The organism is Bacteroides caecigallinarum (assembly GCF_021530995.1).
Lineage (GTDB): Bacteria > Bacteroidota > Bacteroidia > Bacteroidales > Bacteroidaceae > Phocaeicola > Phocaeicola faecigallinarum.
On sequence record NZ_JADYTF010000097.1, the window covers coordinates 1 to 13738 of the forward strand.

Below are 13738 nucleotides of genomic sequence, written 5' to 3' on the forward strand. Positions count from 1 at the left end.
GCTTTAAAAGATATTCAAAAGGAGTTTCTTCCTTTATGGGATAAACAAGATAGTTTTCGTTTTATTCCAGAATATGAGGATGATACCATAACGGCTCTAACCCAATCGCAAAGGGTTGCTTTTCATGCGATTTGCAGATATTTTGAATTAGGGAAATATGAAAAAGAAAGTTTCAATCGTTGGATGCGTGTCGTTTGGAATTTAGTAGCGAATGGAAATATCAACAGCATCGAATCTATGATTGGAAGCTTAAGGCTTATTGATGAATTGGGCTTGCATAGCCATGAAATTTATGGATTTTTGGCTTCTGATGAAACTATAAAATCGAATGTTGCATCAGAGCAACAAAACGAGGAACGAGAAAAAGCCAAGAAGATTATCGAGGATATCAATTGGGAGGAAATAATTGTTTCAGCAGAGAAATATGCCTTTTTCAAAGGAGCGGTACGTTTCCTGTTCCGTAATGAAAATGGAGAATGGAATTGGAGGAATTTTAATCGGAAATGGAACAATACACAAGTGTTCTTTGGTAAGGAGGGTGCGTATCAAAAAGATACCATGCTATTGCGTTACTTCATTAGCAAGTTTATGGATTGGTCTTTATTTGAGGGTATGACTTTTGATAATGCTGGTAGCTCTTGGAGAACTGTCTTGTTGGATAAGAAATGGATGAAGCCTATCCATGAGATTTTAATTTCGGATAATATTGAAATAGAAGATAATTATCAATCAGTTTTGATGAGTTCTGATAATATTCAAAAAAGATTGCAAGAAGACCTCGTTTCCACAAACTTATTGGATTATATAGTCAGTGATTGTCTTCTTCATAATAATGTCTTATATCCAAGTAACGCCAAAGCTGATTGGAAAAAATATGTAATAGCAAATAAGCGGAATGAAATATTATCTTCGTTATATGGAGGTAAAATTTTAGATAATGATAAACAGGAAGGGAAAATATATACCAATCAAAAAATTGAGATAAATTGTGATTTCTTTTGGGGATGGAATATACAGTTTGAATATGTACATAAATCTTTTCCATATAAATTCCATTGGCAATCGTGGGGATGGATTGACATGTATGAAGGAGATATTCGTCTTATTGATAAGAAAACCCCTTTTACAGATAAATTGGTAATAGACGCCTGTCTAATAAATACTACAGAGGATTTAACAAGAGAATTAGAACGGTGTATTAACGATTACATGGAATACAAAAAAGTTTTTGTTGATAATGCAATACCTTGACTTATCATACAGGGAAGATTTTGTTGTAGTATGTGGCGACATTCATGGCGAGTTTGAAACGCTCGCTTTCAATGTCGTGCAGAAAGGAATAGAGAATGCGCTTGTCATTATTGCCGGAGATTGCGGATTCGGATTCAACAAACTGGCCTATTATGATGACCTGTATAAACAGAAACTGCATATGAAGTTGAAAAAGCAAAACGTGATTTTGCTCATGGTACGTGGCAATTATGACGCCCCTTTGTTCTTTGAGAAGGAACTGATTGACTATTCGTATATGAAAACTTTGCCGGATTATACCATTGTGTATACGAAAGGGCACAATATCCTATGCGTAGGTGGTGCCGTTTCCATTGACAGGCAATTCAGACTTTCGCAGATGGACTATAATCGAATACTTGGTAAAAAGCTGTTGCCTTTATATTGGAAAAACGAATCTTTCAGGTATGATGAGGAAGAGTTGCAGATTCTTCAAATTGAAGATATAAAGATTGATACGGTAATCACCCATTCCGCACCGTATTTCTGTCCTCCGCTAACCAAGGTAGATGTAGAACATTTCTGTGCCAATGATAACGAATTGGCTTCCGACTTGGATAAGGAACGGAAAGATTTTAGCCGGTTGTATGAATGGCTCATAGAAAACGGACATCCTCCTTTCCAACTGGTTCTACGGTCATTTTCATGCTTCTGCTGAGAGTTTGGATGAGATAACGGGAGCTAAATTCCGTCTGCTTGATATTCAAGAACTAACAATGTTGAAATAATCACAAAAGGATGAAGTTAGTGCACGGCAAACCGACTTCATCCTTTTAATTTTCAGACCCACAAGTTACGGTAGTAATCAATGAACATCTGCATTCCCTCTCTGATACGATCACGTTTTTCTTCGTCAATATCGTATTTGTCATTCCGCTGGTATTCTTCAAAAGCATAAATCATTTTACGGATTGTGTTCAGCCATACATCGTGACATTTTTCCGAGCCATATTTTTCAACAATTATTCCCGGACATCCGCCTCAAGGTCCTTTTTCTGCTTTCAAGAAAGCACGAAGATGATTAGCTATGATACGTGCCAATGTCATATCCAGACACTATGTATCCTCATAGCTCACATCGGCATAACCCTCTTTGCTCTTTTTGTAATTAACCTTGTGCTGCCATTTGTTTTTCTCTTTCATAAATACAATATAAAATTGAGTTGAATCAAGTTTTGTTTAACATTAACATCACTTCTATTTCTTTAGAATCATCGGTTGTCTTTATGTTACCCCAAAGAATATTCTTATATCCTAACAGTTGCTGTACATTGCTCTTGAAAGAATCCGTTTCCGTTTCATCAACCGGATATTCGGATGGCATACTGATGAAAACAATAGCACTGTCATAACGGCTCAAATCAAGTTGTTGATATTTCTTTATGGATTCGAAGATATAGTTCAACCGACTTCCATTTTCGTTAGTCACAGAATTATAACAGTACCGACATCCATATTTTATATTAAATATAAATTCTACATCTCTATATGAAAAACTACTACCCGGAGCGGAAAGGATGGAAATCAACCTTTCACGTGCAGACATTATTTTGAGATATTTCTCTCGTTTATCTTGACGGTATTCACGTTTTCTTTTAGAACGGTTCATTTTTCTGTCAAATCCGAATTTACGTGAGGAATTACAGATTATCAGTCTTCTTCCATTCTCATCCTTATGTCGCAGTCTGCGAGGTGTCTGATGTTTCCATATACTTTCCTCCAATTTGTCAAGCGCAATCTCGTAACGCAATACCGGTTTACATCCGTTAAACATTTTATCAAAAGTAGAAATTCTTTGAGACGGAGAGAAACCGTAAAATGTCAACTCCCATAAACAGCGCATGGCAACTTCACGCATATCCGGCTTGCTGTCGCCTTTAAAGTTTATTTCTTTTGCCAGTTCATTCTCCCAAACATCGTCATCCAAGTGGCGGATGTTAATAATTTGATGATTCACTTTGGTATTACAACTTATGATTACTTCACCCTGATAATCCGTGTTTGGCTCCATATTCCTTAAAATATCATACGCCTCACGGAATGCATAGATATTGTCAAGATGATCTTCCTCGAAATCTTTCAAAAACGGAAGAAGTTCATCAAAACTGACACTCATAAAAAGTTCTTTTACTGTCATATATGAATTGGTTAATCTGTTTACCCTGCAAATTTATAAGACCACATATGCCAAACTGAGGCATTAAAAATAAAAATATATTCGATGCCTTGGTTTGGCATATACCGAGTAACAACTTTGTATTGACAATAAAATCAAAACCATGTATTTCAACTATAAAGGACAACGCATCTTTGCATTCTCGGATACGCACGGGATGCACCGGAATTGGAGAATACCCTCAGATACCGACATACTGATTTGTGCAGGAGATGCTATCTCAAACTTTTCAGAGGAAGACCTGAAAGACTTTCTGAGTTGGTATTCAAAGATACCAGCTAGGTTACGTATATTTGTTCCGGGCAACCATGAGATTCTGTTTGATTATTATCCGGAGAAACTCAAGTCGCTGTTCCCGGACAATATCGTATGTCTATACGATAACGGAATGGAATATGAAGGAATATCTTTCTACTCTATAAGTTGCAAGACTTTACGGAGTAACCTTTATTCGGATACTCAATCTCCTGTTCCAGCATATACCGATATACTTATTACACACTTTCCTCCAAAAAGTATACTTGATGAAGATGACGGTAACGAAAAGCTGAAAGATTGGATGGAAAAATCAAGACCAGCCTATCATCTGTTCGGTCATATTCATTCACAAGGAGGGAAAAACTTGGATTTGTTGTCAACTCATTGTTTTAACGTATCATGTTTCATGAAACTAAAAGATGAAAAAAATTCTTCTTTCGGGGTTGTCACCTTCAAATACTTATTAGAGCAATACGAGTTTGAAGAAATTCTACAACCTTTTTTGAAATTATGGAGATACAATGCTCCTGAACTCGCAAAACGGTTGGATTTGAATAAATGGAAGAAGATTTACCAGTCCATTCAAGCCATACAAGAAGAGCCTTCAGATTATTATATAAAGTTGGTTTGCCGTTGGGAAAGCTGCACCCCCATGATTGATATGAACTGTTCGGTTTATTCAAAAGCAGATAACCTGCGAGATTGTCCTATGGCAAACTATCATTCATGGGCGGAAATTTTAGGAATGGATATCCTCATTGATGAAGATGTGGAAATTACTCCACTGGAACTTACAGCCGGACTATTGTGGGAAATAACCTATTATGGGGGAACAGAAGAAATGTCGCATGAGAACCAAAAACGGATATTCAATCTCAAAGAATAGCGAAAATTTGCGTCGAAAAGAAAAAATATTTTTTTTCAATGCCTCAATATGGCATATCACGGGCAATAACTTTGCATTGTCAATTTAAAACAGCAGCGTTATGAAATTAGCAGAAGCACTTAGCAACAGGGCTGATTTGCAAAGAAGAATCAGCCAACTGAAAGGTAGATTGAAGGACAGTGCCAAGGTTCAGGAGGGCGATACTCCTGCCGAGGATGTAAAAGCACTGTTTTTGGAACTGGATTCCTGCCTTGAAAAGCAGGAGAAACTGGTCTATCAGATAAACTGTACCAATATGCAGATTACGCATAATGGGGAGAATCTGACCAGAATGCTTGCTCGTCGCGATTCTCTTTCAGCAAGAGTCTCACTGATGCGTGAAGTACTGAAACACGTTACAGAAACAGAAACCAGATACGGAAGAAATGAAATCAGATATGTGAGGACAGTAGATGTGGCGGAATTGCGCAAGGAAACGGACGCATATTGCAAACAGCTCAGAGAACTTGACAACCTTATACAGAGCATCAACTGGACTGTGGATTTGCTATAAAATAATCTGGTGTAATTCTTATATGAAGGCAATACGGCTTATCATTTGATAAGATTAAACTTCTTTTAGCTGAGGGATATAGGCGAGTCGTTTTTTCGTGTACTTCTTGTATCATTCACAAACGTATATCTAATAGCCTTGCATAGTCAAGCATTTATCAATAGCAGTTCATAGCTGTTATCATTACCGTGTATTGATCATATAAAGAATGAGGGCGGGAATAGAGGGAAACAAATTGAGGTAGTTTTGCATAAAGGCGATATTCATCCAATCTGTCTGGAAAAATCTGAAATCTTATGGCTTGGGGACACAAGCAAGTTATTTTGTCGGGCATTTCCAGCATTGCGTACATGAGCATGTAGTACAGCCTTGAATGTGGCAGAACAACGGTATTACCATATATCGGTTATGTAGAAACGAGGGTGGGTAGTGGGAACCTTAATTGTAAACCTTTAAAGTGAAAGCATTATGTCAAAAGTATTCAAAGTAACTCCAAAGAGAATAAAAAGAACAAACGGAACGGTACTGACTCCTGAAATGGTGGTGACAGTTACAACACAGCAACACACTACTGACCCGTTCTACAACGGTGCAAAGGAATTGAAGGAAGCGTATATGCGCCTGTATGGATTCGACTACCAAAAAGCGTGTTGTAGCAAAAATGATTTTGAATTTAAGAAATTGGATTAGCTCAGATGAAGATCCCCCTGACATCATTGTTTAAAAAGAATAAAGTAAATTCTGCGAGTCAGATACTACATGAAATCTCTTTCAATCAAAATCTCATGAAAGAGGCTCTTTCAGTTATTTCATTAAAGAATGAGATTATAGAAGAAGTGCTTAGAGGTCCTATATCTGAAGCTTTAAAACGGGTTGGGAAAAAGGTCGAAAAATTGCATCCTTCCTTACAAATAGATTTTCATGGTTTTTCATACTTTGAACATCCTTGCCTGATAAGGCATTTCCGTTATCGGATAAGTAGTAAGAAAAGGGTTTTATGGCTTATATACGAATTTGACAATGAAGGTGACTTTGCAATTTATTATGATTTTCTCGAAGAACCTTATGACACTTACCCATGTAGGGGTAAAGAATGGGTTTGGGGGACAGGTTGGTTACCAGAGGAGTATAGAGACTGGAATGAAAGAACACCTTGTCTAATTATGGATGAACTAACAAATAATATAATTGAGGATTCGTGCTTCTGTAATCTGATTTTTGATAATCTCATGATGGCATCAGTTGGATTTATAAACACGGAGGACAGGTCATTTGAAATAACTCCGAAGCGGATTAAAAGGACAAGCGATACAGTGTTGACTCCTGAAATGAAAGTAATCGTTACTACAGATATTCATACAACAGATCCGTTCTATAACGGTGCAAAGGAAATTAAGGAAGCATATATGCGTCTGTATGGATTTGACTATCAGAAAGCATGTTGCAGTAAAAACGATTTTGAATTCAAGAAATTGGATTAATATTTATGGAGAAAGTAAATGAGGTATTCTTTTCGGAAAAGGGGGTGACTTCAACTTCTGCATCCCATTTAGCTGACCTTGCGCAGGAAACCATTTTGGGCAATGAAGCAAAACTCAAGAATATGAGTTTCATTACTACGAAAGTGGATATTGTCGGCTCACTCTCCGAAAGCGGAAAGACAGTCAGCTTAGGTTATGATGAGAAGAGTTTATCTGAAGTTAAGGGGCTGCTTGAAGAAATCGCAGAAATGAATGCTTTTTGTGCCTGGATGCGCGAAGCTATAAAAGCCAAAGAAAGGGAGATACAGCATTTGATGAATGGTGTCAGTCATTCGGATATCCTGTTATTGAAAAGACAGAACTTCCGAAAGAAATACGTGCGGAAGACCTTATTGCTGAAATGAATGTGAAAGAACGAAACCGTTATTTTACACTTGAAGCTATAGCCGCAACCATAGGAAAATATATCCATCCCGGAGGAAAGTTTTCGGATGCCAGAGAAGAACTTTTAACCAAGACGATGAAACCTTATACAGCAGATGGAACAGGAAAGGATACCTTAATTTACTCCCATACAGTTTCGGTAAGCCAGGAGAAGGTGGAAGAAGTCTTCTTTGAACTGCAAAAGATACACAGACAGAATGAGCGTAAACTTAACCGTATCAAGTTTGCATTGAAAAGGGAGTCTGACCGGTTGAATCTGGAATCTCAACAGAAATATAAGTCTGAACTAGAAAAAGCTTCATTGCAGTACAAACGGATGTTTTCACAATATAAAGAGTGGCAGATAAAGGAATCTGGTCGTGTATCCAAACTGAAGATTATCGTTCCAGATGCACTTCAGACTACATACGAGAAGTTATCCTTATTGGAAGAATAAATCAGGTTGGAAGAAGCTGATGTCATAAGGTATATCAATTCTTTCTTTACGGGAACAGTATCATCAGTCATTATTTATGAGGATTAGTTTGAGACATGTTTAACTTAAAACACGACGGGTAATATATACCATATGAGGTTTGAATGTTACCCGGTCTTTGACTTTGCTTTTGTCCTTGTCTTTGTCCTGGCATCACAAACTGATGCCGAATGGATGTTCCTGTTCCCAACCTGATTGTTTAAATATTAAAATAATGAAACCTTTACGCAGTATATTGTCACATCCTGATATTTCTGGATTTACAGTATTTCAACGCACTGTTGTTTATGTATTGGCATTTTTGGTATTTATGTTACTGCCAGTTTATTTTCTTTTAAGAAGAAGGATGTTTATTGTGTATGATATAATAAAGAAAAGTATATATGGAGGATAATAATTTAGAATTTCCATTTGTTTTTCCAAAAGAATCTAAACCTGTTATTTCAATAATTGGTATTGGCGGCGGAGCCGGCAGAATAGTGAACAAAATACAGACTTGTAAGTTGACCGATACAGAGTTAAGTGTGTTTGGTATGAACAGAAAAGAAATGGAGGAACTGTCATTACCGCATAAATACCTGATAGGAGCAGATGGATTAGGTAGTGGAAATGACAGAAGTCTTGCAGAATCAGAGTGTCAGAAAATATCACCAAGCATAGAGAAAATCATTACCGATAAAATACTGTCCTGCTTTATAGTATGCCTTGGTGGAGGTACAGGAGAAGGCTGTATAAGAGCTTTTCTACAAAAAGCTGTTGACATGCAAATAAAGGTAAAATTACTTGTTGTCACATTACCTCACTCGTCCGAAGGACTGGAGAAGAGGGAAAATGCTTTACGGCTTCTTGACGAAATAGGAAAATTAGTAGATGGGATTTTTGTTGTGGACTATGATGTTTTGCCTTGCAGCACCATTTCAGATTTATATAATGAGGCCGACAGAAAAGTAATTAGTTTTGTATGCTCATTTATAAATATGATAGTGAAACACAGTCTTATTTGTTTTGATTTTAATGATGTCAGAAGTTTCTTGAGATACTACTCTGATACAAAATTTATAGATTTCTTTATGTTGTCTGGAAATATTGATTATCTGGATGTGGAATTGAGTGATCTGCTGAAAAATCTTCCAACGAAATATCACACTTTAGATGATATATCCAATTTGATTGTGGCAATTTATTATAATAGAGATACCAATGATGATTTAGTTCGCAAATTTCTGGATATGATAGTATCTGCTGATATTATGAATAAACTGACAAAAGACACTCAGACAAAATGGACGATGATTCATGACCCTGATATGGAGAAAAACATCTTCAGAATCGATATATTCACCAAACGTAATTAAAAATTCTTATGAAGACGATATGCGGATATGATGTGAAGATATTCACAGACAATATAGAAGATACTGCTATTGAACAAATCAGACAGCTGCTGTCCATTGATGTATTCAGTGACTGCAAGATTCGTATTATGCCGGATGTACATGCCGGAGCAGGATGTGTTATAGGTTTCACCGGTAATTTGGGTGACAAGGTTATTCCTAATATCGTGGGAGTGGATATAGGGTGTGGTATGTTGGTTCAACCGTTCTCCTGCAACAGTTCTATCGACTTCCATGCTTTGAATGAATATATCCTCCATGCTATTCCTTCAGAACGTGATTTTAGGGATGAGCAGTATCTGCCATTGCCGCAAAAATATTCAGATTTGTATCATAATGCAAAACAACTGATATTGCAGTTGCGCTGTTATCGTGAATTGAAGGAAGTTAGCAGATTGTATAAATCAATAGGTTCACTTGGTGGTGGAAATCATTTTATAGAATTGGACAAAGACGAATCAGGTCTTTATTACCTTGTGGTGCATACCGGAAGCCGTAATTTAAGAAAGCAGGTAGCAGATATTTATCAGAAACTTGCAGTAAAATGTCAGTCCGGATGGGACAAACTGATGGAAGAAAAAAATCGTATTATTGCAGAATACAAACTGGCTGGGAGAAAAAGTGAATTACAGGGTGTCATCAGAAATCTTCACAACTCATTTAATACCCATAAACTGACCATACCATAGGATTTATGTTATTTGGAAGGTCAGTTTAGGGAATACTATCTGCATGATATGTGTATCTGCCAGTATTGGGCACAGATAAACCGTAAACTGATCGTAAATCTGATTATGGATTTTATCGTGGAAAAAGGTCTTGTTTCATCTGAAGAGGATTTTCAGCCTTTTGAAAGTGTCCACAATTATATTGGTAATGATAATATAATCAGAAAAGGTACTATATCGGCAAGATTGGGTGAGAAATGTATCATACCGTTGAACATGCGTGACGGTTCTTTGATTTGTATCGGGAAAGGCAATGAAGACTGGAACTTTTCTGCACCTCATGGTGCAGGAAGAATCATGAGCCGTAGTCAGGCATTTAAGGAGATAAGTCTGGAGGATTTCAAAAAATCGATAGAGGATGTATATAGTGAAACAGTAACAGAATATACCAAAGACGAGTCTCCTATGGTTTATAAATCAAAACATGAAATCATGGATAACATTAAGGATACTGTTGATATTGAAAATGTAATAATGCTTGTATTTAATTTCAAGGCTGCCGATATCTAATATGATTTCGATATCTGCTAAAGGCTAAGAATATACTTCAAGTCATTCATTTTAAAACGTCAGTTCAGTTACTGGAGGAATATTTTTTTCAATTCAATACCAGAATTCTTATTAAACTTATCAATAACACTGAAATTTTTCATAACTTTATCCTTGGTAATCATTTTGTTAATTTGTAGCTTGTTGCTTGTCAAATTTAATACTACAAAATAATACAGTGACTATCAACTTTTAAGAGAACTTTTTTATACCGAATTCATGTGATTTTTATTGGGAGTATTGCGGTCACAAGTTCCCTAACGTTAGATTGCTTGTGACAGATACTTGTAAACGCCATCCCGATGACAGTAATAAAGGAATTCAAACACCTGCATTATAAAAATATTTAAATGATAAAATTTTAAAAATACAATTATGGGATTCTTTAAATCAATACTTAAGACAGCTAAAGATATTTATAAAGCGGATTCAAACAACCAATTGGGAGATTATATATCCTCAAAAGTAGGGGATGTGGTGAACAAACTTGACGGAACGGAAGAAGACCAATGGCTACAAGAACATGAAGCGCAATGGGAAACAATCCAAGAATCGTATGCTTCAGACGATGTTGACAATGATACTTTTCAATCGATGGCAGATAATTGGATAGAAAACGAACCACTTCTTGCTTGCGAAAAGATGGTGACATATTATTACAAAGCCTGTAGATGGAAAATAGAAGTTAATGAGTTGCATGAATACAGAAAAGAAAACTACATCAGTCTCTCTGATGAAAAAAATAATGAGCTTGATCAGATGATAGAAATTGCCAAAGAAGAAGCTTTGAAGAATGTAAATGCGGCTATTAATTTATTAGATGATGATACTGAAGATTGGATATGTACGTTACTAAATCTGAAATCAAGATGCCTTCATAACAAAGGAGAATATGTAGAAGCGGTACGGACTGCAATTCTGGGACTGCCTTATGCTCAGAACGATGATGAAAAGCAAGAAGCAAAGTGGTTGATTTCAGGTAAACAAGGTGAAGATTTCCTAATACAATACTTAGGATATGGTATTGAAGGACGAACTAAAGAAGAGCTATTGGCATCATGTATGAGCAAAGATTCGTTTATACTCAACCAAAATTCCAGTATGGAAGAAAATATCGATATGCTTGAATTTTGTGGTGAGCTTGTTCCCTTAAACGTAATGGACATTATAAATGGAGAAGGAACATTTTTTAACCGTTCTTATCATGACCGCCAATTCATTTTTACTGTACAAGATTTAGACCATATAGGAGGATGCTATGACGAAACAGATACCATCAAATATGTTTTTGCAATAAACGAGCTACCAAAAAACATGTCCTTCCCTGTCGGCCATCCACAACCTAACACCCTATATTATGCCCATCCGTTGCGCCCAGTTTATTTGCCTTTCGAAAATGCACAGATCCAGTTATTCCATGAAAGGATACAGGAAATGTGTAGATTATTCCAATGCTTGGGGGCAACTCAAATTACGGCTCGTTGTCTGAAAGGAGAAAAGATTTCGCAGTCTGTTATTTCTTCTTACGATGTTCATGCAGAGGGAGGATATAAATTTGCGAATGGATCTTTCAATACCTCAGGAAAAGCCTCTCATTCATTGAACAATAGCAGCAGAAACGAAATGTTTTTGGAGCAGACTTTCTTGCCGAAAAGATACCCCTATTGTCCCGATGATTTGATTTGGGCACTCAACGACTCGGAGATTCAGACTTTTATCCACCAACGCCTTGAAGGCAGTTTATTAGGTTTTAATAAGCGAGTGTCTTCTTTTGAAACATCCAATCTGTCACAGAACCGCATCAACGAAGTCCAAGGAGCATTCCAAAGTCTAATGGCAAATGTGTCTGCCAATTATTCTACGTCAACAGATAGTACGTTCAGTTCTGTCAATGAAACGGAATGGGAATTGAATGTCCGGTTCAAGCCTTTAGATGAATTCGATAGCTCTACTTTACCGCAGGATACAATCAAATTACCAGAAAAAGAAAGATTGCTGATGCCTATTGAAAAGTTCTGCCCGATAGGAGAGGACGGAGCATTGGGTGTAGGCATTATCGGTACATTAATTAAGAATGTCAAGAAAGGAGACAAAGTAATCGTGGGCGATGAGCATTCTGTATTCAAATCGGAAGTTAAGGAAGTCAATGTTAACCTCACTATGATAGGAAAAGGTGAAGCGGGGAATGAGCATGTGATACTATTTCTTGACGGAGTAACCCTTACAAATATCCGGCAAGGTATGAATGTCTATTTGGATAACACAGAAACTTCTTTTTTAGAACAAGATACGTCAGATGTGTTGACTTCAAATGAAGAAAAATATAAAGAAGAAGTACTCTTCTGTATAGAAGATGGTGGTGACATCACTCAGGAAGATCGTAAATATCTGGAGCGTAAAAGAATTAAATTGGGCATATCCGAAGAAAGAGCCAAAGAAATAGAAAATCAAGCACTACCTTCACTTACAGATAACGAAAAAGAATATATCGAGACTTACAAGGAAATGTGCGAAAACGGAGATATAAGTGAACGAGTACGTCGATTGTTGGATAGAGAACGTGAAAGTCTTGGCATTTCTAAAGAAAGAGCAAATGAACTTGAGAAGATGGTACACTAAATCTTTAAAAAAATAAAATAATACGTGGGTTAGGAGGATGTAAATTAAACTGTGTTAGCAAAGAATAAAATATTAACTTTGCTAACACAGTTTTTTATAAAAGAAGAATTTGATTTTGAGAATATCAAGAACAAGACTATTGAACAGCTAAAAGTAGGCAAGCCTTTGGTTAGGTAAAGAGTAAGCATTGTTTGCCTAAAATCAGCTCTTCTTTTAATGAAGACGAATGACTTTTCAGAGTTTGGTATCTTTGGCATTTATACCAATTTTCTAATCAAGAAAGGTATGTATTATTAGTAAATGAATTGTGTAAAAAGCATAGAACCCATATTTGGCTATGCTTCCCTGTACAAACCCTCTTGTCCCATTATACAGATATAAAATCATGCAGGCCATTACAGCACTAATTACTCCATAGTGTATAATTAAAGCAAATGTGCAAAAAAATTGCATACCTCTACTATATGGGAAAGACTGACCATATCCATTAAAAAGGTAAAATATAACAATAATAAGAATCCCTCTCCACTCATAATCCACTCCAAGCCATGAAGCGAGTCCGGCCATGCCAACTATCCAAATAAACCCCAGTACCAAACTACGTTGCAGAAGATTTTCAAGAACCATAAGCGTGGCCACACCTAAAGCCAGTGTAAACATCACATTATGTGTCCCGTCAGAACCATTCAGCAGATACCAGGGTATTTCACTGATTACGGCAAAGCCCAACAGAGTAAAGAAATACCTGTACCTGTTTCTGGTTCATCCGACATTTCGCGTGATGCGGCAATCATGGAGTGCATATAACCTTAGCTCAAAGTATCGTTCATCCCTAAATCCGTATGCCGCTCTCTTCAAGACCTTTATCTTGTTGTTGATTCCTTC

General features: G+C 36.7%; 15 protein-coding genes and 2 pseudogenes. 13 read left to right on the forward strand and 4 right to left on the reverse strand.

From position 1 onward, the window contains the following. A partial coding sequence (locus I6E24_RS12365) for a hypothetical protein (protein ID WP_235328856.1) occupies window positions 1-1251 on the forward strand: 1251 nt, incomplete at its 5' end. Beyond that, window positions 1238-1948, forward strand: coding sequence for a metallophosphoesterase (locus tag I6E24_RS12370; protein ID WP_138273748.1), 711 nt, complete (start codon window positions 1238-1240; stop codon window positions 1946-1948). The genes I6E24_RS12365 and I6E24_RS12370, both read left to right, overlap by 14 nt. Before the next feature lie 122 nt (window positions 1949-2070). On the opposite strand, the gene I6E24_RS17235 is transcribed toward I6E24_RS12370, so the two are convergent. Both I6E24_RS17235 and I6E24_RS12375 read right to left on the reverse strand, forming a co-directional pair. Then, window positions 2071-2193, reverse strand: coding sequence for a hypothetical protein (locus tag I6E24_RS17235; RefSeq protein WP_259026531.1), 123 nt, complete (start codon window positions 2191-2193; stop codon window positions 2071-2073). Between the two features lie 265 nt (window positions 2194-2458). Beyond that, complete coding sequence (locus tag I6E24_RS12375) at window positions 2459-3427, reverse strand: hypothetical protein (RefSeq protein ID WP_138273749.1); 969 nt, start codon at window positions 3425-3427, stop codon at window positions 2459-2461. 142 nt (window positions 3428-3569) lie between these two features. Here I6E24_RS12375 and I6E24_RS12380 point away from each other — a divergent pair, with 142 nt between their 5' ends. The 11 genes and pseudogenes from I6E24_RS12380 to I6E24_RS17370 form a co-directional block, all read left to right on the forward strand. Continuing rightward, complete coding sequence (locus tag I6E24_RS12380; RefSeq protein WP_138273750.1) at window positions 3570-4610, forward strand: DUF6557 family protein; 1041 nt, start codon at window positions 3570-3572, stop codon at window positions 4608-4610. Window positions 4611-4710: 100 nt separating this feature from the next. Then, the gene (locus I6E24_RS12385) at window positions 4711-5163 is read left to right on the forward strand and encodes a DIP1984 family protein (RefSeq protein ID WP_138273751.1); all 453 of its coding nucleotides are present in this window, start codon (window positions 4711-4713) and stop codon (window positions 5161-5163) included. A gap of 468 nt (window positions 5164-5631) precedes the next feature. Continuing rightward, entirely contained in the window at window positions 5632-5853 is a 222-nt protein-coding gene (locus I6E24_RS12390; RefSeq protein ID WP_138273752.1) for a DUF6140 family protein, read from the forward strand. A 95-nt stretch (window positions 5854-5948) separates the two neighbouring features. Then, window positions 5949-6644, forward strand: coding sequence for a hypothetical protein (locus I6E24_RS12395; protein ID WP_235328857.1), 696 nt, complete (start codon window positions 5949-5951; stop codon window positions 6642-6644). A gap of 5 nt (window positions 6645-6649) precedes the next feature. Continuing rightward, a complete protein-coding gene (locus I6E24_RS12400; protein ID WP_235328858.1) occupies window positions 6650-7048 on the forward strand; it encodes a hypothetical protein in 399 nt (132 codons plus the stop codon). After that, window positions 7045-7524, forward strand: a complete 480-nt coding sequence (locus tag I6E24_RS12405; RefSeq protein WP_235328859.1) for a hypothetical protein — start codon at window positions 7045-7047, stop codon at window positions 7522-7524. The genes I6E24_RS12400 and I6E24_RS12405 overlap by 4 nt, the downstream gene beginning before the upstream one ends. Window positions 7525-7946: 422 nt before the next feature. Further along, complete coding sequence (locus tag I6E24_RS12410) at window positions 7947-8918, forward strand: FtsZ/tubulin family protein (RefSeq protein ID WP_138273754.1); 972 nt, start codon at window positions 7947-7949, stop codon at window positions 8916-8918. Window positions 8919-8926: 8 nt separating this feature from the next. Continuing rightward, on the forward strand, window positions 8927-9646 hold the full coding sequence (locus I6E24_RS12415; RefSeq protein WP_235328861.1) for an RtcB family protein: 720 nt from the start codon (window positions 8927-8929) through the stop codon (window positions 9644-9646). Window positions 9647-9658: 12 nt separating this feature from the next. Continuing rightward, window positions 9659-10195, forward strand: a complete 537-nt coding sequence (locus tag I6E24_RS12420; protein ID WP_235328862.1) for an RtcB family protein — start codon at window positions 9659-9661, stop codon at window positions 10193-10195. A 414-nt stretch (window positions 10196-10609) separates the two neighbouring features. Beyond that, the gene (locus tag I6E24_RS12425) at window positions 10610-12853 is read left to right on the forward strand and encodes a hypothetical protein (protein WP_235328863.1); all 2244 of its coding nucleotides are present in this window, start codon (window positions 10610-10612) and stop codon (window positions 12851-12853) included. Between the two features lie 96 nt (window positions 12854-12949). After that, a pseudogene (locus I6E24_RS17370) lies at window positions 12950-13024 on the forward strand (transposase); the annotation flags it as partial. A gap of 99 nt (window positions 13025-13123) precedes the next feature. On the opposite strand, the pseudogene I6E24_RS12435 reads toward I6E24_RS17370, so the two are convergent. Together I6E24_RS12435 and I6E24_RS12440 are read right to left on the reverse strand one after the other, a co-directional pair. Next, window positions 13124-13615: pseudogene (locus tag I6E24_RS12435) on the reverse strand (TraX family protein); the annotation flags it as partial. Beyond that, window positions 13616-13738, reverse strand: a 123-nt coding sequence (locus I6E24_RS12440; RefSeq protein WP_235328547.1) for a transposase, incomplete at its 5' end; no start/stop codon positions are given.